The sequence below is a fragment of the Dickeya sp. Secpp 1600 genome, assembly GCF_003049805.1.
In the GTDB taxonomy this organism is placed as follows: domain Bacteria; phylum Pseudomonadota; class Gammaproteobacteria; order Enterobacterales; family Enterobacteriaceae; genus Dickeya; species Dickeya fangzhongdai.
Genome location: NZ_CP023484.1, coordinates 2,729,456 through 2,754,080, shown reverse-complemented (window position 1 = coordinate 2,754,080; position 24,625 = coordinate 2,729,456). Strand labels below are relative to the sequence as shown.

12 protein-coding genes and 2 pseudogenes are annotated in these 24,625 nt (G+C 61.6%); 10 read left to right on the top strand and 4 right to left on the bottom strand.

Features of this window, described 5'->3' with window-relative positions:
- Nucleotides 1-73: 73 nt before the first annotated feature.
- Entirely contained in the window at nt 74-12,259 is a 12,186-nt protein-coding gene (locus tag CPA59_RS12265; protein ID WP_107759505.1) for a hemagglutinin repeat-containing protein, read from the top strand.
- A 3-nt stretch (nt 12,260-12,262) separates the two neighbouring features.
- The gene (locus CPA59_RS12260; protein ID WP_107759465.1) at nt 12,263-12,658 is read left to right on the top strand and encodes an SMI1/KNR4 family protein; all 396 of its coding nucleotides are present in this window, start codon (nt 12,263-12,265) and stop codon (nt 12,656-12,658) included.
- Here the strand turns inward: CPA59_RS12260 and CPA59_RS12255 are convergent, their stop codons facing one another.
- The 3 genes from CPA59_RS12255 to CPA59_RS12245 all read right to left on the bottom strand — a co-directional run bounded on the left by CPA59_RS12255 (nt 12,659) and on the right by CPA59_RS12245 (nt 13,962).
- Complete coding sequence (locus CPA59_RS12255; RefSeq protein ID WP_107759463.1) at nt 12,659-13,201, bottom strand: RNA 2'-phosphotransferase; 543 nt, start codon at nt 13,199-13,201, stop codon at nt 12,659-12,661.
- Nucleotides 13,202-13,256: 55 nt separating this feature from the next.
- Nucleotides 13,257-13,481: a SymE family type I addiction module toxin gene (locus CPA59_RS12250; protein ID WP_107759462.1), complete on the bottom strand. Its 225-nt coding sequence runs from the start codon at nt 13,479-13,481 to the stop codon at nt 13,257-13,259.
- A gap of 85 nt (nt 13,482-13,566) precedes the next feature.
- Entirely contained in the window at nt 13,567-13,962 is a 396-nt protein-coding gene (locus tag CPA59_RS12245) for a helix-turn-helix domain-containing protein (RefSeq protein ID WP_107759460.1), read from the bottom strand.
- 153 nt (nt 13,963-14,115) lie between these two features.
- Between CPA59_RS12245 and CPA59_RS12240 the strand changes: the two genes are divergently transcribed.
- The 5 genes and pseudogenes from CPA59_RS12240 (at nt 14,116) to CPA59_RS12215 (ending at nt 20,937) form a co-directional block, all read left to right on the top strand.
- Nucleotides 14,116-17,367 (top strand): CHC2 zinc finger domain-containing protein, encoded by a 3,252-nt coding sequence (locus CPA59_RS12240; RefSeq protein WP_107759458.1) that lies wholly within the window; start codon nt 14,116-14,118, stop codon nt 17,365-17,367.
- Nucleotides 17,360-18,418 (top strand): site-specific tyrosine recombinase XerC, encoded by a 1,059-nt coding sequence (gene xerC, locus CPA59_RS12235; RefSeq protein WP_107759456.1) that lies wholly within the window; start codon nt 17,360-17,362, stop codon nt 18,416-18,418. Before CPA59_RS12240 ends, xerC begins: the two co-directional genes overlap by 8 nt.
- 914 nt (nt 18,419-19,332) lie before the next feature.
- Nucleotides 19,333-20,097, top strand: a pseudogene (locus tag CPA59_RS12225) (adhesin); the annotation flags it as partial.
- Nucleotides 20,098-20,132: 35 nt separating this feature from the next.
- Nucleotides 20,133-20,459: a zinc ABC transporter substrate-binding protein gene (locus CPA59_RS12220; RefSeq protein WP_107760830.1), complete on the top strand. Its 327-nt coding sequence runs from the start codon at nt 20,133-20,135 to the stop codon at nt 20,457-20,459.
- 178 nt (nt 20,460-20,637) lie between these two features.
- On the top strand, nt 20,638-20,937 hold the full coding sequence (locus CPA59_RS12215) for a hypothetical protein (RefSeq protein WP_236883894.1): 300 nt from the start codon (nt 20,638-20,640) through the stop codon (nt 20,935-20,937).
- Nucleotides 20,938-21,193: 256 nt separating this feature from the next.
- Here CPA59_RS12215 and CPA59_RS12210 read toward each other — a convergent pair.
- Nucleotides 21,194-21,385 (bottom strand): annotated as a pseudogene (locus CPA59_RS12210) (SymE family type I addiction module toxin); the annotation flags it as partial.
- A 264-nt stretch (nt 21,386-21,649) separates the two neighbouring features.
- Between CPA59_RS12210 and CPA59_RS12205 the strand changes: the two are divergent.
- The 3 genes from CPA59_RS12205 (at nt 21,650) to feoB (ending at nt 24,591) form a co-directional block, all read left to right on the top strand.
- Nucleotides 21,650-21,889: a FeoA family protein gene (locus tag CPA59_RS12205; protein WP_016941525.1), complete on the top strand. Its 240-nt coding sequence runs from the start codon at nt 21,650-21,652 to the stop codon at nt 21,887-21,889.
- Between the two features lie 130 nt (nt 21,890-22,019).
- Nucleotides 22,020-22,247, top strand: coding sequence for a FeoA family protein (locus CPA59_RS12200; protein ID WP_012769649.1), 228 nt, complete (start codon nt 22,020-22,022; stop codon nt 22,245-22,247).
- Nucleotides 22,248-22,269: 22 nt separating this feature from the next.
- Nucleotides 22,270-24,591, top strand: a complete 2,322-nt coding sequence (feoB, locus tag CPA59_RS12195) for a Fe(2+) transporter permease subunit FeoB (protein WP_100849616.1) — start codon at nt 22,270-22,272, stop codon at nt 24,589-24,591.
- Nucleotides 24,592-24,625 lie beyond the last annotated feature (34 nt).

Sequence of the window (24,625 nt, the reverse complement as noted above, 5' to 3'; positions counted from 1 at the left end):
ACACATTCAATAAATCAACATATTTTTCAATGCTTTCATGGCATTGAATTTTTCATGCAGCAGGAGTTCAGGGATGAAAGCGGTGAAGACGTCGCAGCGGGTGCTGGTATGGGTGCTGGTGTGGCTGACGGGGCTGCAGCCGGTGCTGCCGGCGCTGGCGGCGGGGGTGACGGTGGCGTCGGGGAGCACGGCGCTGGAGGCGGCGGGCAACGGGGTGCCGGTGGTGAACATCGCCGCGCCGGATGCCGCGGGGCTGTCGCACAACCGCTACCACGACTTCAACGTTGACAGCCGCGGGCTCATCCTCAACAACGGCACGGCCCAGCTCAATCCGAGCCAGCTGGGCGGGCTGATACAGACCAACCCCAACCTGCAGGGCCGGGCGGCCGCGGCCATCCTCAACGAGGTGGTGTCGCCGAACCGCAGCCGGCTGGCGGGCTACCTGGAGGTGGCCGGTCAGGCGGCGAACGTGGTGGTGGCGAACCCGTACGGCATCACCTGCAGCGGCTGCGGCTTTCTCAACACCCCGCGCATTACCCTGACCACCGGCACCCCGCAGTTCGACGCGGCGGGGCAACTGAGCGGGCTGGACGTGCGCGGCGGGGACATCCTGATAGACGGGGCGGGGCTGGACGCGAGCGGGAGCGACTACTTTGCGCTGATAGCGCGCACGGCGAGCCTGCAGGCGGGGCTGACCGCGCGCGACGCCCGGGTGGTGCTGGGGGCGAACCGGGTGGGCATGGACGGCGGGGTGACGGCGCAGACGGGGGACGGGCCGTCGCCGGCGCTGGCGCTGGACACCGGGGCGCTGGGGGGCATGTACGCCCACCGCATCAGTCTGGTGTCGACGGAGCAGGGGGTGGGGGTGAACACCGCCGGGCTGAGCGCGCGGCAGGGGGACATCCGGCTGGCGGCGAACGGGCGGCTGCAGGTGGGCAGCGCGATAGCGCAGGGCGACCTGACGGCGCAGGGGGCGACGCTGGCGCTGCAGGACCAACAGCAGGCGCAGGGGGCGATTGCGCTGAGCGGGACGCAGGGCATCACGCTGACGGGGAGCCAGACGCGGGCGGGCCGGGACCTGACGCTGGCGAGCGACGGGCGCATTGCGGCGGACGGCGGGCGGCTGAGCGCCGGGGTGGGCGACGACGGGGCAGTGCAGCCGGGGTACGGGCTGACGCTGGGCGGGTCGGCGCTGGCGCTGGGTCAGGCGCAGCTGGCGGGCGACCGGGTGAGCCTGAGCGCCTCGGGGGCGGTGAGCCAGGCGGCGGGCGGGGCGTGGCAGGCGGGCCGCGCGCTGACGGTGAGCGGCGGGGCGCTGACGCTGGACGGTGACGCCGGGGCGCCGACGGTGGCGTTGCGCGGTACGCAACTGAGCGGCGCGGGCCGCTGGCAGGCGGCGGGCGAGCTGACGCTGGACGGCGCGGGGGAGATGCAGTGGGACGGGGCGCTGCTGGCGGGGAGCGGCCTGACGGTGAGCGCGGGGTCGCTGAGCAACCGGGGCACGCTGGCGGGCGGGACGGTGAGGCTGACGACGCCGGTGCTGGACAACCGGGGCACGGTGAGCGGGCGGCAGGTGACGGTGCAGACGCCGCAGCTGAGCAACCGCGGGACGCTGTCGGCGGACGAGACGCTGGCGGTGCAGGCGGCGGCGCGGCTGGACAACGGCGGGTCGCTGCTGGCCGGACGCGGGCTGACGATACAGGCGGGCGAGACGGCCAACCGGGGGACGGTGTCGGGCGGCACGGTGACGGTGACGGGGGACGGGCTGACCAACAGCGGCGTGCTGCAGGGGCGGGAGGCGGTGAGCCTCAATACCGTCGGGTGGCTGAGCCAGACGGCGACGGGGTCGCTGGTAAGCGGCGGCGGGATGACGCTCTCAACGGGCGACATGGACACGGCCGGCCAGCTGACGGCGCAGGGGCTGTCGCTGAGCGCCGGGCAGTGGCGCAACAGCGGGGCAGTAAGCCTGGACGGCACGCTGACGGCGACGCTGGACGGGCTGACCAACAGCGGCACGCTTGCGGCCAACGGCGACACCCGGCTGACGCTGGGCCAGTTGACCAACAGTGGCGGGCTGTCGGTGCGCGGGGCGCTGACGGTGGATGGCCGTGCGCTGCACAACGCCGGACAGCTGGCCTCACAGGGGGCGCTGACGCTGAGCGGCAATTACGACGGCGCGGGCAGCCTGAGCAGTGAGGGCGCACTGAGCCTGCGCGGCAGCACAATCACCAACGACGGCGGCAACTGGCAGGGCAGGACGATAGCGGTCACCGGACAGCAGATGGACAACCGGGGCACGCTGAGCGGCGGTCGCGTCACGCTTGAAGGCGGGCCACTGACCAACAGCGGCACCGTCACCGGGGTGGAGTCACTGACGGTGACCCTGCCCGGCACGCTGAGCAACCGCGGGCGGCTGGAAGGGCAGACGCTGAGCCTGACGGCCGACCAGCTTGACAACAGCGGCACCCTGCTGGGGGTGGACGCGCTGACGCTGGCGATTACCGGCACGGCGCGCAACCGGGCGGACGGCCAGTGGCTGAGCAGCGGGCTCAGCCGGCTGACGGCGACGGCGCTGGACAACCAGGGCCAGTGGCAGTCCGGCGCGATTGACGCCACGGCGGACCGCGTGCGCAACGCCGGCGAGCTGCTCGGCCTGTCGGCGCTGACGCTGACCGCCCGCGACACCCTCGCCAACAGCGCCACCGGCACACTGCTGACGCAGGGGGCGGCGGTGCTGAACGCCGCCGCGGCGGAGAACGACGGCGGGTGGCAGTCCGGCAGCCTGCTGCTGACGGCGGCCAGCCTGCGCAACGGCGGGCAGATACAGAGCGACGGCACGCTGACGGCGACGCTGGACGGGCTGACCAACAGCGGCACGCTTGCCGCCAACGGCGACACCCGGCTGACGCTGGGCCAGCTGACCAACAGCGGCGGGGTATCGGTGCGCGGGGCGCTGACGGTGGATGGCCGTGCGCTGCACAACGGCGGGCAGCTGGCCTCACAGGGGGCGCTGACGCTGAGCGGCAATTACGACGGCGCGGGCAGCCTGAGCAGTGAGGGCGCACTGAGCCTGCGCGGCAACACCCTCACCAACGACGGCGGCAACTGGCAGGGCAGGACGATAGCGGTCACCGGGCAGCAGATGGACAACCGGGGCACGCTGAGCGGCGGTCGCGTCACCCTTGAAGGCGGGCCACTGACCAACAGCGGCACCGTCACCGGGGTGGAGTCACTGACGGTGACCCTGCCCGGCACGCTGAGCAACCGCGGGCGGCTGGAAGGGCAGACGCTGAGCGTGACGGCAGACCAGCTTGACAACAGCGGCACCCTGCTGGGGGTGGACGCGCTGACGCTGGCGATTACCGGCACGGCACGCAACCGGGCGGACGGCCAGTGGCTGAGCAACGGCGCGGGCCGGCTGACGGCGGGCGCGCTGGACAACCAGGGCCGCTGGCAGTCCGGCGCGATTGACGCCACGGCGGATACGGTCCGCAACGCCGGGCAACTGCTCGGCCTGTCGGCGCTGACGCTGACCGCCCGCGACACCCTCGCCAACAGCGCCACCGGCACACTGCTGACGCAGGGGGCGGCGGTGCTGAACGCTGCGGCGGCGGAGAACGACGGCGAGTGGCAGGCCGGCAGCCTGACGCTGACGGCGGACAGCCTGCGCAACGGCGGGCGTATCGCCGGCGACGGCGGGCTGCATATCACGCTGCCGGTCAGGGACGACGACCCGCTACGCACCCCGCGGCGGGCGGTGCGGCAACTGGCGCAGGATGTGCAGGCGGTCAGCCTGCCGGCGGGCAGCCTGAGCAACACCGGCACGCTGGTCAGCGGCGGCGACAGCCGGCTAACCGGCCGTCGGCTGGACAACCAGGGCACACTGTCGAGCGGCGGTACGCTGTGGCTGACGGCCGGCGACACCACCAACGGCGGCCGACTGGAAAGCCGCACCCTGCAACTGGTCGGCAACCAACTGAGCAATGGCGGCACGCTGCTGGCGGAGCAGGGCGGCGAGCTGAACCTGACCGGTGCGCTGACGGTGGGCGAACCGGGCCGGCTGCTGAGCAACGGCGACTGGCAGGTGCAGGCCGGCGCGGTGACCAGCCTGGGGGGCTGGCAGGGGCGTAACCTGCTGCTGACGGCGGACTCGCTCACCAACGGCGGCACGCTGCTGGCGGCGAACGACGCCACGCTGACCCTGACGCAGGGCTACAACGGTGGGGCGGGCAGCCGGGTCGTGGGCAATGGCCGGGTAACCGTCACTGCCGACACGCTGACGCAACTGGGCGAGCTGGGCGGTGACCGGCTGCAACTGACCACCGGCACGCTGGAGAACGGCGGGCGGCTGGTGGGGCTGTCGCAGCTGGAGGTGACCAGCCGGGGGCAGCTGACCAATACCGCCGACGGTGCGCTGCTGAGCAACGGCGCGGCCACCGTGACGGCGGTGGGCCTCGACAACGCGGGGACCCTGCAGGGGGACGCGCTGACGCTGCAGGCGGGGACGGTGGACAACGCCGGCCGGGTGCAGGGCACGTCGGCGCTGACGCTGAGCGGGGTATCCCGCTATACCGGCGGGGCCGGCAGTCAGCTGCTGAGCGGCGGCACGGCGGCGCTGGCCATCGACAACGCCGACAACGCCGGGCGGTGGCAGGCGGGTGAACTGCGCGTTACCGGCGCCACGCTGACCAACGGCGGCACGCTGACCGGCCTGAACGGCCTGTCTCTTGACACCGCCAGCCTGACCAATACCGGACAGCTGACCACCCAGGGCGAGGCGACGCTGCGCGGGCAGCAGTTCGACAACGGCGGCACGCTGACCGCGCTGGGCGGCTTCAGCGCACAATTTAGTGACCGTGTCACCAACCGGAGCAACGGCCAACTGCTGAGCGGCGGCCGCGGCCGCCTGACCACCGGCACGCTGCTCAATCAGGGGCTGTGGCAGTCGGACCGGCTGACGCTGGAGGCGGCGACGCTGGACAACCGGGGCACGCTGCTGGGGGTCACCGACGGCGCGATACAGCTCACCGGCGCCTATCAGGGCGGGGCGGACAGCCGGCTGCTGGGCAACGGGGCGTTCAGCCTGACGGCGGCGACGCTGGACAACGCCGGGCAGTTGCAGGCGCAGGACGTGACGCTGCGGGCGACCAGTCTGCGCAATCAGGGCGGCATCAGCGGCGCCGGGCAGCTGAACGTCACGGTGGACAACCAGCTGGAGAACACGGCCGGGGCGACGCTGCTCGGCGGGGCGGTGTCGCTGAGCGGGGCGTCGGTCAGCAATGCCGGGCAGATACAGGGGGGCGGGCTGACGGTACAGAGTGGCGGCGTGCTGGACAACCTGGGCGGCGGGCAACTGCTGTCGGGCGGGGCGCTGACGCTGACCGCCGCGCAACTGAACAACGCGGGCTGGGCGCAGGGCGCGGAGCTGCTGCTGAGCACCGCGCAGCTGGACAACGGCGGCACGCTGCAGGCGCAGAACGGGCTGACGCTGCACCTGCCGCAGTGGACCAACCGCGGGACGGTGCAGGCGGGGCAGCTGGACATCACCACCGACGGGGCGCTGGAGAACCGGGGTACGCTGCTGGGGCTGACGCGGCTGGCGCTGCAGGCGGCGAGCCTGACCAACGCGGACGGGGCGCGGCTGTACAGCGCGGGCGGGCTGCAGCTGCGTACCGGGCAGCTGACGCAGAACGGTCAGCTGGCGGCGCTGGGCGACCTGCGGGCGGACCTCGGCAACCCGTTCACCCTGACGCGCACGCTGGCGGCGGGGGGACAGCTGACGCTGAACGTGACGGGCGACCTGGTGCAGGCGGGGACGCTGCAGGGGAACGGGGTGACGGTGAGCAGCACCGGCACGCTGACGCAGCAGGGCCGCATCGTGGCGGGCAGTGGCAACAGCACGCTGTCGGCGGCGGCCATCAGCCAGACCGAGAGCGGGAGTATCCAGAGCGGCGGGCCGCTGAGCCTGCTGGCGAGCGGCGATATCACCAACCGGGGATTTATCGGGACGGCGGGCGACCTGCTGATGCAGGCGGGGGGGCTGATAGACAACAGCAGCCTGCTGTACGGCGGGGGCAATCTGCAGCTGCTGTCGGCCGCGCTGGTGAACCGGTACGGGAACATCCTGGCGGGGAACAGCCTGTGGATACAGCGTGACGCGGCGGGCAATGCGAGCGACAGCGTGCTGAACAGTTCGGGGACGATTGAGACGCAGCGGGGGGATATCCGCATTAATACCGGCACGCTGACCAACCAGCGGGAAGGGCTGACGGTGACGGATGGCGGTGTTGTCTCTGAAGAAGCCCCATCATGGGTTGGGCAAACTACCGTGAAAATCCCAATATCATGGTTTAAGAAGGAGGAATATGGCATTTATTATGCCGACAGAGGCCCAAGCATGGCGGATAAGGTGCTATTGTATGTACCGTATAAAGAATATTTAACGAAAAAACTGGTTCTTTCTAGAAAAAGTACGAATATTTCTTCACAAGGTGGAACGGGATTAATCAATTCAGGTAACGATATTAGCTTCAGCACATCATCATTGATAAATCAGGCATCGTCGATTATTGCTAACCGCAATATAAACATAGATGGTTCTGTATTGGCTAATAATTCTTACAATACGGGGGCGTTGGTAGAGTATCTGATTTATAAATCTATCAATTATCCTCTACCCAATACAGAGAGTGTTCCAAATCAATATCTGAGTCAATTTGATCCTTGGATAGAATATAAATTGGTCAGTGGTCCTGTTTATGAGCAGGAAGTAGGACCATCATATAATTCCACCATCCAGGCCGGCGGCGCAATAACCGCTAATTTCTCGCAGAATATCAGCAATACCAGTTTACAGCCGGGCAGCGGCGGCTTTATGCCGTCGATTGCCACGCCGACGCTGGCCGGGGTGAATGCGCCGACCCCGGTGGGGGCGCAGGCCGACCGCGGGCTGGGTGGGGCGTCGGGTAACGTCACGACTACCGCCCTGGGCGGCGCCGGCAGCGTGGCGCTGGCCGGGCAGGCGGGCAGCCTGAATGCCGGTTACGGTGCGGTCACCCGCGATACCCCCACGTCTTCCGGCAGTCCGCTGACCCCGGTGGGTATCGGCTCCGGGCTGAGCGCCGCCGCCGGCGTGCCGGTGGCCGGGGCCAGCCTGACACCGCTGTCGGCCCTGCCGTTCGGCCAACTGCAGGCGGCGCTGACCCAGGGGCTGACGCCGCTGTCCGGTCCGTCGCTCACCGACTACCCGCTGCCCACCAGCCAGAACGGGCTGTTCGTGGCGGATACCGCCAGCGACAGCCGCTACCTGATACGCACCAACCCGACGCTGAGCCAGCTTGGCCAGGTGGACAACGGCCTGTTCGGCGACCTGCGCGGCCTGCTGGGCCAGACGCCGGGCACCACGGTGCCGGTGGAGCGCAGCCCGACGCTGACCGACCCGACGAAGGTGCTGGGGTCGTCCTACCTGCTGGGCAAGCTGAATCTGGACGCGGAGCACGACTACCGTTTTCTGGGCGACGCGGCGTTCGACACCCGTTATATCAGCAACGCGGTGCTGAGCCAGACCGGGCAGCGCTACCTGAACGGGGTTGGCTCGGAGCTGGCGCAGATGCAGCAGCTGATGGACAACGCGGCGGCGGAGAAAAGCCGGCTGAACCTGCAACTGGGGGTGAGCCTGACGCCGGAGCAGGTGGCGGGGCTGAGCCACAGCCTGGTGTGGTGGGAGAACATCACGGTGGGCGGACAGACGGTGCTGGCGCCGAAGCTGTATCTGGCGCAGGCGGACAAAACCCATCTGCAGGGCAGTCGCATCGTGGCCAACAGCGTCAGCCTGAATGCGGGCGGGGATATCGATAACCGGGGCAGCACGGTGACGGCGGTGGAGGCGCTCAACATCGCCGGCGGCGGCACCCTGAGCAACCGTGAAGGCGGGCTGCTGAGCGCTGGCGGCGCGCTGAACCTGGTGGCGCTGGGCAATCTGACCAACAGCAGCGCGACGATACAGGGCAACCAGGTGACGCTGGCGAGCGTCAACGGCGATATCGTCAATACGACCACTACAAAAAACTGGGAAAGTATATCTGAAGATACCGGACAGGGACGCGGCTCATACTCTTTCTCTTTATTAGGCAAAGTGGGCGGTATTAATGCGAATAATCTGGTGCTGAGTGCAGGTCAAAATATCCGTAATGAGGCGGCTCGAATTGAGGTGCAAGGCAATATTACTTTGCAGGCAGCAAATAATATATTGCTAAGTGATAGATTGCTTCATGAAGCCAGAGTTGATAGTGGTCCATATGGTGGTGCAACGAGAACAGCCTCGGCTTCGGGTAGTCTCGTTAATGCTAATGGCACATTGACGCTGCAAGCGGGGCACGATATCGCGCTGAACGGGGCGCAACTGAGCGCGGGCGGGCCGCTGCAACTGGCGGCGGGCAACGACATCCGGCTGGCGGCGCTGACCACGGTGACGGACACGGTGAATCAGACGGGCGGGGCTAGCACCGAGCGACGCAGTCAGGGGCTGGTACAGAGTACGCTTGCCAGCGGGGGCGAGCTGAGCCTGAGCGCGGGACGTGACCTGAGCAGCACGGCGGCGCAGCTGAGCGCGGCGGGGACGCTGGCGCTGTCGGCGGGGCGGGACCTGAGCCTGCTGTCGGCCAGCGAGGAGCAGTTCAGCTCGAACGCGTGGACGCGGCACCTGGACTGGCAGCAGACGGTGACGCAGCAGGGCACGGTGCTGAACGCGGGCGGGGGGCTGAGCCTGCGGGCGGGTCAGGACCTGACGCTCGAGGGGGCGCAGGCGGAAACGCGTGGCGCGCTGACGGCGCAGGCGGGACGGGACCTGAACCTGCTGTCGGCGACGGAAAGCCGGCATGATTTTTTTGAAGAGACGACGGTGAAGAAGGGTTTCCTGTCGAAGACCACCACGCACACGCTGCGGGAAACGGCGCAGACGACGGAGAAGGGGACGCTGCTGTCGGGGGGCAGCGTGGCGCTGACGGCGGGGCATGATATCGGGGTGCAGGGCTCGGCGGTGGCGGCGGACGGTGACGTGACGCTGACGGCGGGGCATGACATCACGACCGCGGCCAGTGTGGAAACCTACCGTAACTACGAGGAGCACAGTCGCAAGAAGAGCGGGGTGTTCAGCGGAGGCGGCATCGGTTTCACCATCGGCAGCACCTCCCTGAGCCAGAAACTGGACGACAAGGCGACCACCCAGAGCCAGAGCGTCAGCACGCTGGGCAGCACCGGCGGGTCGGTGCGGCTGAATGCCGGGCAGGATGTGTCGGTGGCGGCCACCGATGTGATCGCTGCCCGGGACATTCAGGTGACGGGCAACAGCGTGACGATTGATCCGGGCTACGATACCCGTAAACAGTCCCGCCAGATGGAGCAAAAAACCGCCGGACTGACGGTAACGCTGTCGGGTGTGGTGGGATCGGCGCTGAACAGTGCGGTACAAGCGGTACAGGCAGTTCGGGAACAGAGTGATAGCCGTCTGCAGGCGTTGCAGGGGATGAAGGCGGCGCTGTCGGGGTATCAGGCCTATCAGGGCACCCAGATTGATACCAACAATAAAGGCGCGTCGTCGTTTGTCGGCATTAGTGTGTCGCTGGGGGCGCAGCGCTCCAGCAGCAGCCAGACCAGCGAACAGTCGCAGAGTTTTGCCTCGACGCTGAATGCGGGCCATGATATTAGCGTGGTGGCGCGTCAGGGTGATATCACCGCAGTTGGCAGCCAGTTGAAAGCGGCCAACAATGTGGAGCTGAATGCTTCCCGGGCGATTAATCTGCTATCGGCGCGTAATACTGAGTCGATGACCGGCAGCAACAGCAGCAGCGGCGGGAATATCGGCGTCAGCTTTGGTCTGAGCAACGGCGGGGCGGGATTCAGCGTCTTTGCCAATGTCAATGCGGCCAAAGGTCGTGAACTGGGCAATGGCAACAGTTGGTCGGAAACCACCGTGGACGCCGGGCAGCAGGTTGGCCTGACCAGCGGCGGTGATACGCGCCTGACCGGGGCGCAGGTCAGCGGCGAGCGCATTGTGGCGAACGTGGGCGGCGACCTGCTGCTGAAAAGCCAGCAGGACAGCAACCGCTATGACTCGAAGCAGACCAGCGTGTCGGCGGGCGGTAGCTTTACCTTTGGCAGCATGACCGGCAGCGGTTATCTGAGCGCCAGTCAGGACAAAATGCACAGCAGTTATGACAGCGTGCAGCAGCAGACCGGATTGTTTGCGGGCAAAGGCGGTTACGACATCAGCGTCGGCAATCACACGCAACTGGACGGCGCGGTAATTGGTTCAACCGCCAGTGCGGATAAAAATCGGCTGGATACCGGTACGCTGGGCTTCAGCAATATCGATAACCGTGCAGAATTTTCGGTGTCGCACAGCGGTATCGGGTTGAGTGCCAGCCCGTCGCTGAGTATGTCGGATATGCTGAAATCGGCAGCCCTGACCGCGCCTTCGGCGTTGATGTCGATGGGTAACGGCGGCAATGCCAGCAGCACCACCTACGCGGCGGTGAGCGACGGGGCGCTGATTATCCGTAATCAGGCCGGTCAGCAGCAGGATATTACCGGTCTGAGCCGGGATGTGGAGCACGCCAACAATGCGCTGAGCCCGATCTTTGACAAGGAAAAAGAGCAGAAGCGCCTGCAGACAGCGCAGATGGTGGGTGAACTGGGCGCGCAGGTGATGGATGTTATCCGCACCGAAGGCGAAATCCGGGCGACGCGGGCGGCGGAAGCCAAAGGCGATGTGAAACGGCCAGCCGATAACGCGACCGAAAAAGAGTGGGATAAATACAAAAAAGATCTGACGGAAACGTCGGATTACAAGGCGGTGATGCAGTCTTACGGCACCGGTAGCGATCTGCAACGGGCGGCGCAAGCGGCAACGGCGGCGATTCAGGCGCTGGCGGGCGGCGGCAACCTGCAGCAGGCGCTGGCCGGCGCCTCGGCGCCGTATCTGGCGCAACTGGTCAAAGACGTGACGATGCCGGCGGACGAGAAGAACGCGACGGCATCGGACATCGCGGCCAACGCAATGGGGCATGCGCTGATGGGCGCGGTGGTGGCGCAGCTGTCCGGTAAGGATGCGGTGGCGGGTGCCGTGGGCGCAGCCGGTGGCGAACTGGCTGCGCGCCTGCTGATCATGAAGGAGTTGTACCCAGGGCGGGACACCAGCGACCTGACGGAAACAGAAAAGCAGTCGGTAAGCGCGCTGGCCTCGCTGGCGGCTGGTCTGGCCTCAGGGATTGCGTCGGGTAACACTACCGGTGCGGCGACTGGTGCGCAGGCCGGGCGTAATGCGGTGGAGAATAACTATCTGAGTGCGACGGAAGCCGAAAGGAAAGGGGTGCTGGAGCGCAAGGAAAAAGCCGGAACACTGACGGCGGACGAAGCCAAAGAGCTGGCAGATACCCGCAAGCTGGATAAAGACCGTGATCAGGCCATCCATGATATCTGCACGCAGGGCAACAAATCGGGCGGGGCGTGCTCGGCACTGGTAGCACAGGCACAGCAGGCGCTGAATACCTATGGCGGCAATGTCAGCTACAACCTGATATTTAAAGACCTGTACCCGCAGGATGCGGCCAATGCGAGCGCGATACTGAAAGGGCTGGATGAAGGGAGCATCACCCGCGACGCGGCCATCACGGCCATCGCCAAAGCGACCGGAAAAGGCTGGGATGAAGTGGCGTCGCAGTATGATACAGCTATGCAGTTGCAGGCGATCGCAATTGCTTTGGTTGGTATGAAAGGGATGCAGGTAGAATCAGCAGTGAATAAAGGCTCTAGTGCGAAACCAGGCAATAGTTCACTCTCAAGTTTTGATGCTAATGAAATTCGCTTTTCACAAAATACAGTTTCAAATAATAAAACAGATCGAGGTACAGGTGTGAAATACACTTATGATGATCTTGTTTCCAGCATGAGAAAAGATGGCTGGAAGGGGGATCCGGTTGATGTTGTGAAAATGCCTGATGGTAATATGACAAGTATGGATAATACTCGGATCAGCGCTGCCAGGGATGCGGGGATTAAAGTTGAAGCAAATGTTAGAAACTATGATGACAAGCTAACTTCTTCAGAAGTTGAACGCTTTTCGGATAGAAAACGTGATTTCGTTCCCCAAACTTGGGGGGAAGCAATAACTGGAAGAATTAATAAACAGTCAGGAGGATTTGGTGATAAAAATCCCTATGGTTCTTATGATGCACCTAGAATAACTGGGAGAGGGAAGTAAGAAATGAATGGCTATTTATATAAAGAAGATGATCTTTTTGATGGATTTAAATATCCGGATCTTTATCTAGAGATAATGTCTTTAGATATTATCCCTGATATAGAGCCATGGTCATTCATTTGTGAATTTAAAGAGTCCTCAGTGTTTTGGATGCATGAAGTTAAGACGCAATATCCTAATAGAAAGCTAGTGCCTTTTGCCAAAATGAGTTACTCAGATGATATTGTTTGTTTTGACGGTGAGGATACATCTGGTAATCCAAAGGTATACTATGTTCATGTCTTTGCTGCCGCTGGTTGGGAAGACAGAGGTTACACAGATAATTTTTCTGAATGGTTGGAGACGGCCCGTTTAGAGTCTGCTCGTTATAAGGCTGAACGAGCAGACGATGGTGAATAGCTATTCATCAATATACTGACAGGGAACAGAATCAGTTAACCAAACACCATTGTCAGCCTGAAAAAATTTAAAGCCCTGTTCATGCATAGTCAGGGCTTTTATTTTTAGTACAATCGGTTTTCCATGCCGACTTCCAACTTGAATTGCTGTCTCTTCATCACCAGATAGATGGACATATTGTCGATCTTTTGCATGTAATCCCTGAGCGCGAATTGATATTAGGAATCGTGTTGCAGTTCCATGATATAAAAACTCGGGAGGGATTTTTTCTTCATACGTTATATCTACCTGTTGTGATGAATGCCCTTGAGCTGCCCTGATACGTAATCCATCATCTGAAATCGTAAAGCGTTTTTTATCACTATTATCCACGATACTATGAATAAGACTATTATCGAGTGTATAGCCTTCTTTAACGGCACAAAGGATAAGATCGCTTATAATGGCCCATCCCTCTTTGTCCAAAGATAAACCTATGGCTTCAGGTTGATGGCGTAATATGTAACTTAAAAACTTACTGATATCTGTGTTTTTTTTGCTCATGATAATGATCTCAAGTAAATCCCGGCCCTTGCGCCGGGATCTTTGTTTTTACCGGTTAGATCCTAATCTCCGCCTCAATCACCAGCCGCCCGCGCTCGACGGTGACGATAACCGGCTGGCCGGTGTTAAAACCGAGATCTTCCAGCCAGCGGCCCTTGAGCGTGAGTTGCGGCGGCGGGTTGCCCTTCATGCCGTTGGGGGCGTAGCCGACGGTGTAATGCCGTTGGGGTTCTTTTACTTCAGTTACGCGGGGTTCTGCCTTAGAATCGCGTCCAGCCATAGTAACTACCTCTCGTTAGTTGCTTGTGGTTAGCGGAGGTGATGAGGTGCGAACTCATCGCCGCCGCGTTAAAAATCCTGTCTTTTTAGCCGTCCAGTCCGTCCGCTCCGGCCTGTTGCGCCTGAGCAATCACGGCGTCGAGCATCTCCGACACTAGCTTCTGCCTGCTTCTGGGCAACTGGCCTATCACCTGAATCTGCTGCTCCAGCCGTGACGCCGGGCCGCGCTTGCGCGGTGGCGGGGTATGGCTGTCGCCCAGCAGGGCATCAAGAGAAACGGAAAGCTGTCTTGCCACGGCAGGCAGCACTGAAATCTGTATCCGCCGCCGCCCGGACTCCCATGACTGAACAGCCTGCTGGGAAACGTTCAGTGCCTGCGCGAGCTGAACCTGAGTGAGTCCGGCGTCTTTACGCAGGGCGGTGATACGCTTGCCGAGTTCGGTCATAAAAATCTGTTCTTCACTACTGATAGATGCCGCCATCGTGGATGAACCCTGTGCTGGTAAAGTCCTGATGGCCATAATCTACCTCCTATTTTACATCTCACTGTTGTAAATACTACCCACTGCGGTATATGCTTGTCGAGTTATTTTTACTGAAACCCTATTGACAGGTTTTTGACAGGAGCAGCGGAAATGGGACGAATGACACCGGCAGAGCTGGAGCAACTGAAACGCGGGGTGTCGCTGCGGGCCGTGGCGCAGAGTCAGGGTCATACACTGAAAAAGCAGGGGGCGGACAGTTATGTCTGCCGGTGCCCGTTCCATCAGGAAAACACGCCGTCCTGCGTCATCACGCCGTCGAAAAACCTGTATCACTGCTTCGGCTGCGGGGCGTCGGGGTCGGTGCTGGACTGGCTGCAACACACCGAGCGGCTGACCTGGCCGCAAACCCTGTTGCGGCTGCGGGAACTGGCTGGCAATCCGTCTTTTTTAGCCGCCCCGGTGGTTCCGGCTTCGCCGTCTGCGGCGCGTACCAGACTCGCCGATCTGGATGATGACGGTCAGGCGCTGCTGAATCAGGTTATCCAGTTCTACCACCAGAGCCTGCTCAACAGCCCGGAGGCGCAGCAGTGGCTGGCCGGTCGCGGGCTGGCTCATCCTGAACTGGTGAGCCACTTCCGGCTGGGGTTCGCCGGTCATCATGGTATCGGCGGCAGCGCGGGGCTGCTGCCGTCCTCGTCGAGTCAGGAGGGCAAGCGGCTGCGCGAGAAACTGGCCGGGCTGGGGGTGCTGCGGTCCGCCACCAGACAGGACCACTTCCGGGGCTGCGTGGTGATGCCGGTTATCGGCTGGTCGGAATCGGCGAATGTGGCGCAGCGTGGCCGGGTGATGCAGTTGTACGGGCGTCGGGTGCAGCCGGACCACAAAATCCTCAAAGGCTCGCCGAAGCACCTGTACCTGCCGTCGCCACTGGCCGGGGTGTGGAACGAGGAAGCCCTGAAGGCGTCGTCGGACCTTATCCTGTGCGAGTCGCTGATCGATGCGATGACGTTCTGGTGTGCCGGGTTCCGCAATGTCACCACGGCTTACGGGGCCAACGGCTTTACCGCTGACCATCTGGCCGCGTTGCAGTATCACGGGGTGAAGCGGGTGCAGATAGCCTATGACCGTGATGAGGCGGGCGACCGGGGCGCGGCGTCGGTGGCGGCGGAGCTGCTGGAAGCGGGTATCGAGGCGTGGCGGGTGCGGTTCCCGCCGGGGCTGGATGCGAATGCCTATGCACTGAACAGCGGCAACCCGGAAAGCGCGTTAGGGCTGGCACTGGAGCAGGCGCAGTGGATGGGGAACGGGTCCGGCCCCGGCGTGGTGTTCCGCGCTGACGCGGGGGTAAACGGTGAGTCTGAACCTTCTTCCTTAGCCGCCCCGGCGGGCGTACCGGCACCGACGGTGGCGGGCGAGTTAACCGCGTCCGGCGACCTGCTGCTGACTCACGGCCCACGGGTGTGGCGGGTGCGCGGCTGGCAGAAAAACACCGTACAGGACGTGATGAAGGTCAACGTGCAGGTGCGGGACGCGTCAACCGGCGCGCTGTATGTGGACTCGCTGGACCTGTACAGCTCGCGGCAGCGTCAGGGGTATGTGAGCGCGGCGGCGGCGGAACTGGGCTGTGAGGCGTCGGTCATCAAGCGCGAGTGCGGGCGGGTGCTGCTGATGCTGGAGCAAAAGCAGGATGACGTGCGGCAGGCGGCAGCGCAGGCCGAACGTGCTCCGGCGGTCACGGTGAGTGCGGAAGACGAAGCGGCGGCACTGGAGCTACTGACATCCCCCGACCTTGCGGCGCGTATCGTGGACGACCTCGCGGCCTGCGGGGTGGTGGGGGAAAGTACCAATCTGCTGACCGGGTATCTGGCGGCGACGTCGCGCAAGCTGGATAAACCGCTGGCCGTCCTGATACAGAGCAGTTCGGCGGCGGGAAAATCCTCGCTGATGGACGCGGTGCTGGGGATGATGCCGGAGGAAGAGCGTATCCAGTACAGCGCGATGACCGGGCAGAGCCTGTATTACCTCGGTGAAACCTCGTTACAGCACAAGATACTGGCGATAGCCGAGGAAGAGGGGGTGCGGCAGGCGGCGTATGCGCTCAAGCTGTTGCAGTCGGACGGGGAACTGAAAATCGCGTCAACCGGCAAGAACGAGCAGAGCGGCGAACTGGTGACGCGGGAATACAAGGTGCAGGGGCCGGTGATGCTGATGCTGACCACCACGGCCAGCGACGTGGACGAAGAGCTGCTGAACCGCTGTCTGGTGTTGACGGTGAACGAATCGCGGGAGCAGACGCAGGCCATCCATGCGATGCAGCGCCACGGGCAGACGCTGGCCGGACTGCTCCAGTCTTCAGAAAAGCAGTACCTGACCCGGCTACACCAGAACGCACAGCGGCTGTTACGGCCGCTGAAGGTGGTGAATCCGTATGCCGACCGGCTGACGTTCCTGTCGGACAAGACCCGCACCCGGCGCGACCATATGAAGTACCTGACCTTAATCCAGGCCATCGCGCTGTTGCATCAGTACCAGCGTGAGGTGAAACGGGTGACGCACCGGGGCACGGTCATCGAGTATATCGAGGTGGAAAAGGGCGATATCGCGCTGGCCAATCAGCTGGCCCACGAGGTGCTGGGCCGGACGCTGGATGAAATGCCGCCGCAGACGAGGAAGCTGCTGGTGTGGCTGAAGGGCTGGGTACAGGAGCGGGCGCAGGGTCAGGCGGTGAAGGCGGACGAGATACGGTTCACGCGGCGGGAGGTGCGGGCAGCGCTGGGGTGGGGTGACACGCAACTGAAAATCCACCTTGGCAGGCTGCTGGAAATGGAATACCTGCTGCTGTTCCGTCGCGGTCTGACGTATGAATACGGGCTGCTGTGGGACAGTGACGACAACGGCGGGGCGCACCTGTGCGGGCTGCTGGAGGTGGAAGACGCGACCCCGGAGACAGAGGGCAATGCCGACCGGTCGGGGTCGGATACCGCTCAGTCGGCCCCCGGTCGGGGTATGGTCGGCAGCCGGTCGGTGGGTGAAAAACCGGCGTCAGGCCAGACAGGGCAAGGGCTGACGGCAAAAGCGGTCGGGTCTGAGCCAGACGCGGTAATCAGGGGAAAACCCACATCGCCTGCCGTGCCGCTGCCTGCGAGTAAAAACGGCGTGGCTGAGGGCAATGCCGACCGGTCGGGGCTGGAGGTCACTCAGTCGGCCCCCGGTCGGGGTGTGGTCGGCAGCCGGTCGGGGCGTGAAAAACCGGCGTCAGGCCAGACAGGACAAGGCTCGGATACCGAACTGGTCGGGGTGAAGCCGGATACGGTAAACAGGCGGAAACAACAATCGCCATCCGCGCCGCTGCCTGCGGTCGGCGATACGCCGGTTGAGAACGCGGGGGTGACACATGGCTAACCGTAAACCCCGCGCCGATGCGCTGCTGACGGTGGATGACGTCTACAGAAAACCCATCGGCCCGGCCAGTGACCCGAAAAGCCTGTACGCGCTGCTGCTGCGGTTCGTGGCGTGGCGTCGGGAGCGGAACTGGTCGGAGACCACGCTGAAGACGCAAACCCATCATCAGTACCGGTTCATCCTGTGGGCGGCGGAGCGCGGGTTGTACTATGGACGTGACATCACCTTACCGATACTGGAGCACTATCAGCGTCACCTGTACCAGTACCGCAAACCGAACGGGGAGCCGCTGAGCACCCGGACGCAACGCAGCCAGTTGGGGCCACTGGTGGTGTGGTTCGGCTGGATGACCCGCCATCATCTGCTGCTGGCCGACCCGGCGTCGGGTCTGGTGTTGCCGCGACTGGAAAAGCGGCTGCCGCGTCATATCCTGAGCGTGGCGGATGTGGAGCAGGTGCTGGCGTTGCCGGACCTGACCACGCTTCAGGGCATCCGTGACCGGGCGCTGATGGAGCTGCTGTGGTCAACCGGGATACGGCGGGGTGAAGTGGCGATGCTGGAGGTGTACAGCGTGGACGCGAGCCGGCATATCGTGACCATCGTGCAGGGCAAGGGAAAGAAAGACCGGGTTATCCCGGTCGGCAAACGGGCGTTAGGATGGATAGCGCGCTATGTGTGTGAGGTGAGGCCGCAACTGCTGGTGAATCCGCACTGCCCGGCGCTGTTCGTGGCACTGGACGGCATCGAGGGTCTGACGCCGAACGGCATCACCAATCTGGTGAGTCACTACATCAGGGCGTCGGGAATAGCGAAGTGGGGAAGCTGCCACCTGTTCCGTCACGCGATGGCGACGCAGATGCTGGAGAACGGGGCGGACCTGCGGTGGATACAGGCGATGCTGGGCCACGCGAGCGTGGAGAGCACGCAAATCTACACGCAGGTCTCAATCCGGGCGTTGCAGGCGGTTCATGCGAGTACCCATCCGGCGGAGCAGCCGGACACCCCGGAGCCGGACGACACGCCCGCGTTGCCGGACAGCCCGCAACGTTAGCGCTCTCCGGTTGAGTGCGGCGGGAGCGGGTTCGGCAGACAGCCCGTGGGGCTGACTGCCGTCATGCCACGTCGCGGGCGGGGGTAAACGTCCGCCCGGCCAGCGTTGTGCGGCGGTGCTCTCCGTCAACCCGGCGGCTGGCCGGTCAGCCGTTCAACATAATGCGGGGGATTATACGAAGCTCGCCGGGCAAGCTCACTGCTCTTTCCCGCCGCGTGGAGCGGCTCGTATCGTATAATCCGCATTATGTCTTGCGCCCCCGCCACCGGCATCGTGGGTCAGGCGCGGCGCGCAAGGCGGCGCCTTCCGCTGTCGGCGGCGGTGTGCGTTCTTCGGCTTCCTGGCCGCCTTGTGTCGCCGGAAACACCGGCGTCGGCGTTGAGTCCCGACGTCATCCGGTATCCCCCTCGCGTTATCCTCAACATCCACCCCCAGGAAGAAGTCGGCCCGTCGGGCCTCCGCTGAAAGGCATTACCTCGCCCCCGCCCCAACCCCGCTTCACTGGCTGCGCCCGGCTCGCAGTCGCAGGCTCCTTGCTCGTTCCCGTGCTCGCCATCTCCGCCCCGTGCGGCCCCCGCCGGGGGCCTCCCTGCTTAACATCTTCTCTTGTGGGCTTCGCCAGCCCACGCCCGGCAGACGCTTCACCGTCCCGCAGGCAAGCTGCGGAACGGCTCGCGCCGCGATAAGGGCGAAAGGCGAAACGTGTAATGGCAGCGGCTGCCGCCGCTGCTATGATGCGAGGGTTGCAGGCAAAAGCCCCGGCAGGGCGGTAGCGTGTCGGGGTGAAAAAGTGCATATCGGGGCTTGGGTGTCCGGGTATCAAAACGCATCAGGGAAAACCGGCTGTAACCGGCTGACGGCACAGGGAAAAGTGGTGTTCGTCGGCTGACTTCGCAACGGATGACGTTGTTACCGAGAATAACTTCCTGAGTGCCGATCAGTCTCTGAGCTTCGATAAAGAACTCTCGGAGTGCCGGAAATCTGGCGGTGATTGCCAGGCTGTCATTGATAAATGGAAGAAAATTAGTGATAGGCAAAGTGCTGAAACCGATCAGAAGCTGGAAGGCGATCCGGTTGGAGCACAGGTCTGGGATAAAGAAGTTGCCCAGGGTGGTTCGGATATGGCGAATCGTCCGGGCTGGCTGGGTAATCTTCCCGGTGTCGATGTGATGACCAGCGACGAAGCCAAAGCCTATGTTCAGCAGTGGAACGGTCAGGATTTGGCAAATATTGATGTTAACAGCCCAGGCTGGACGAAGTTTGCGGTATTTGCCTCAGATCCAGACAATCAGGCGATGTTAGTTTCGGGTGGGTTACTGGCAAAGAATTTAGTACAACTAGCAAAAGCTACAATAACCAACTTATCCCAAGGCGGTGCTCCATTTGCAATAAAAAGTATGCAAGTTGGATTACGTAATCCACAACAGGTGGATCAGCTTAAAAACGATATGGTGAGTGGAAATTATAAATTTACAGCACCTGAGGGGCGTATTGCTGGATATGTTGATAGTAAAGGAAATTATTATATATCTGAAGGTAACCACCGAATGGTTGCAGCTCAGGAAATATATAAGAAAACAGGGGATGCTTCGTATATAGAAAAGCTTATACAAAATGGCTCATGGACTCAGACTAAAAATGCTCCGGCTGGAGCTTCTTCTATGCCGACAAGGAAGTGATAAATTTTATGCATATTAATCATGAGGATGGCTGCATGTATAAAAATGAAATATACGTGAAAATGTTAGGGCTTGCACTGCCCTACATACGAAATCTACAGCGACTGGAAAAGAAAGAAAAAAACTTGAATTTATCTTGCTATCTGGAAGCTGAGCTTGTTCATAATTTGACTGTTACTATCTTGGATAAGAGTTTTACAGAACACGATATATGGTTTTTAAATAACCAAGCAAAATATTATTTTGAAAAATGCAATGAGGATATATCACCAAATTACAATCAGCATCTTATTTATATAAAAGAGTTATTTAATATAGTTCCTGACGATTTGAAGTCTAAATTAACGTGGTTTGGCCCATAATAAAAGAAATCCCAACCCTTCGCGGTTGGGATTTTTGTTAGTAATCCTCCGCCAGGAACATTGACTAAAGTTCGTGGTAATGGCAAGACGGTATATTACAACCCAGCTACCAATACATTTGCGGTGAAAAGGGTAGATGTTGTCCCCAGAACGATGTTTAAACCAGACCCATCTGGTCATGGGTATAAAACAAACTTGGATTACTTTAATGCACAGTAACAATGATATTTATATATGCCGGGTCTGTGGCGCTGAGCAATTAGATCCTCCGTGGGGCGATGATGGAAAAAATGCCAGTTTTAATATCTGTGATTGTTGTGGCGTTGAATTTGGCTATGAAGATACCACCTTGGAGGGATTAAAACGCTACAGGGATAAGTGGTTATCCAATGGAGCTAAATGGAATAACTCGAAACGCAGGCCAGAAGATTGGTCGTTGGATGAACAGCTAAAAAATATTCCACAGGAATACCGGTAAAAACGACGATCCCGACCCTTAGCAGGTCGGGATTTTTTTATCTGCCAGTCAGCCCCTGAGTGAGTGCATCTTAATCCCCCGCCGCCCTTGAGTCTGGAGTCGTGGGGTTGTCTGAAAGCACTTCATTAACCGGACAGGAAATGTTTTGGGGCCACCGCCAGTTGGCCGTGTCCCCAAAACCACCCGGTCAGGGCCATGCCCCGACACCCCAGCGTTAAAACAAAAACCCCCGGCGCGGGCCGGGGGTGAGGTGTGATTACTCGGCAAAAGTCAGCCCGCCGGGGTAATGCTTGATCCAGTTGGCCGCCGCGTCCGGGTCAAAGGGTTCGATGCTCAGCCCTTCGAGACAGTGCCACAGCTCGCGGGTGTTCTGCACGGTGATCACCATGCAGCCGGGCATGACACGTATTTCTAACGGCATCCCGTCGGTAAATCCGGCCTCGGTAAGCCACGCCCCTTGCCTTGAGCGCGAGTTATGTCGTCGGTGTGTTCTTCATTCCATCAGGAGAGCCGATGGCATAGTTCTCCTCGCTGCTGCTTCACTCATAAACTCCGTGCCTTCCCGCTATTCCCCCAATCTTCACCTCCCTTGACGCACGTCAAGGGACGACCCGCAGACAGGAATATGATTGATAATCGTTATTACTTGCTTTGATGCATTGCCGTCTGTGAGTTGGCGGAATGCCGCGTACTGTCAGTGAAGGAATGTTGTATGGCCCTGAGTCTTCAAACGCTGCTTGATCTCCCTCTTAACGTGAATGCCGTGGTGGCGCGTATCCGTTCAACGGGCGAATACCAGCAACGGCTGACCGAGCTTGGCATCCGCGTCGGCGGGCAGGTGCGCGTGATTCAGCGCGACGCCAATCAGCCTCTGATGTTGGCCGCCGGCGATAGCCGGGTGGCGATCAACTGGGAAATGGGCAAGCAGGTGTGGGTGTCGCCACAGCAATAATCAGCCTGACAATCGGTCTATAACCGCAGGTTTTAGAATAACGGTGTTTATAACAACCGTTTTTACAACAACAGGTTTACGACAACGGTCGTTCTTCTGACGCAACAATGGGTATGAGGTCAACACAGCGATGACACTGGAAGCATTGGCGGTGGGCACACAGTGGCGTGTGCTGGGGTTTCAGAAGGGCTCGGCGGATTACCGCAAGCGTCTGCTGGCGCTGGGCGTTACGCCGGGAGTGGAGTTTTCGGTGTCGCGCGTGGCGCCGTTGGGCGACCCGATTGAGCTGCGTCTGCGCGGCGCGGCGATCAGCGTGCGCAAAGGCGAAGCGCAGATTTTGATTCTGGAAAAATGTTAATCCGGGCAGGTAAGGATTTTTTATGAGTACGCAATCGGTAATTTGCGTGGTGGGTAACCCGAACTGTGGCAAAACGACGTTATTCAACGTCCTGACCGGCGGTAAGCAAACTGTCGGCAACTGGCCGGGCGTGACGGTGGAAAAGAAGGTCGGGAGCTACCGTTATCAGCAACAGCAGGTGACGCTGGTGGATCTGCCTGGGGTTTACTCGCTGAACCCGTCTTCCGAGAGTTCGGAAGATGAGCGGGTGGCACGCGATTACATCCTGTCCGGTGAAGCCAACCTGGTGCTGAATATCGTCGATGCTTCCAATCTGGAGCGTAACCTGTATCTCACCGCGCAGTTGCTGGATATGCAGGTGCCGATGGTGGTGGCCGTCAACATGATGGATATCGCCATCGCCCGCAAACTGGACATTGATATCGCCGGTTTGCAGCAGCGATTGGGATGTCCGGTCATCCCGATTACCGCCAGCCAGAAGAAAGGCATCGAGATGCTGCGCGAGGTGTGTCAGGCGGCGCTGGCGCAACCGGTCATTCCACCGGTGTCGATTCCTTACGACGCGCCGCTGAGCCAGGCTGCGCAGGCGATTGCGGAACAGTTGCAGGGGCAGAGTGCCATTCGCAATCCGCATTGGCTGGCGATTCAGTTGCTGGAAGGCGATGTTACCGTGCGTCACCGGGTGCCTGCTGACGCGCTGGCGTTTGCCGATGCGCAGGTGACCCGGCTGGTGGCGGAATATGAAGATGAGCTGGATATCTTTCTGGCGGACGCGCGTTATCAGTTTGTGGGAGCGGTGGCTCGTGAGGTGATCACCCGGCGCGGCGAAGTTTCCGCCACCCTGACCGACAAGATCGACCGCATTGTGCTGCATCGTTTTTTCGGTATTCCGATCTTCCTGCTGGTGATGTACCTGATGTTTGTGTTCACCATCAATGTCGGCAGCGCGTTTATCGACTTCTTCGATAAGCTGTTCGGCACATTGCTGGTGGAGGGGTTCGGCGAACTGCTGCTGGCGCTGCACACCCCTGAATGGCTGAAAACCTTGCTGGCGGATGGCGTGGGCGGCGGTATTCAGACCGTGTCCACCTTTATTCCGGTGATCGGTTGTCTGTATCTGTTCCTGTCCTGGCTGGAAGACTCCGGTTACATGGCGCGGGCGGCGTTCGTGATGGACCGGTTCATGCGCAGCATCGGTTTGCCGGGTAAGGCGTTTGTGCCGTTGATCGTCGGTTTTGGCTGTAATGTGCCCGCGGTGATGGCGACCCGTACTATGGAACGTCACAGCGATCGCGTGGTCACGGTGATGATGGCGCCGTTTATGTCTTGCGGCGCGCGGCTGCCGGTATACGTGTTGTTTGCCTCGGCGCTGTTTGTCGAAGGCGGGCAGAATCTGGTGTTCGGGTTGTATCTGGTGGGGATTGCCGCCGCCATTGCCACCGGTTTTCTGCTGAAAAACACCGCGCTGAAAGGCGATGCTTCCGCCTTCGTCATGGAGATTCCTCCTTACCATCTGCCCAGTCTGCGCAGCGTGTTGATCCGTACCTGGGAGCGCCTGAAAGGGTTCCTGTTGCGCGCCGGCCGGCTGATTGTGGTGGTGGTGACGGTGTTGGGTTTCCTGAACTCGATGGGGACGGACGGTTCGTTCGGCAACCAGAATACCCAGAAGTCGGTGCTGTCGGCAGTGGGACAAGCCATCGTGCCGGTGTTCAAACCGATGGGGATCCGGGAAGAGAACTGGCCGGCGGCGGTGGGTGTCTTCACCGGGATCTTCGCCAAAGAGGCGGTCGTCGGTACGCTGGATTCACTGTATGGCGCCATGGCGGCCTCGCAGAGCGGCGGCGCGAAGGAGGAAAAAACCTTCAGCCTGATCGATGGTATTCACGGCGCGCTGGCGACCATTCCGGAAAACCTGGGCAAGCTGGGCGACGCGCTGCTTAACCCGATGGGGATCAACGTCGGGGATTTGACCGATACCGACACCATCGCCAAAGACAACAAGTTTTCCGTCACCTCGCTGACCGTGATTAGTCAGCTGTTTGACGGCCGGTTGGGCGCATTCAGCTACTTGCTGATGGTGCTGCTGTACATCCCGTGCGTGGCGGCGGTGTCGGCTATTTGGCGTGAAGTGGGAACCGCCTGGACGCTATTCTGCGCCGGGTGGACCATTCAGGTCGGGTATAGCACCGCGGTGGTGGTGTATCAGATCGGACGTTTTGCCCAGCATCCGCTGTATTCGTCATGCGCGCTGGTAGGTGTGGCGGCGATGCTGTGCGTCACGGTGATGATGCTGCGCCGTAATGGCTTGCAACGCCAGCGAATAGCGGTGGGTGAAGCGAAGTAACCAGTCGGGCGGGCCTGCCGCCCGCCGGGGAGAA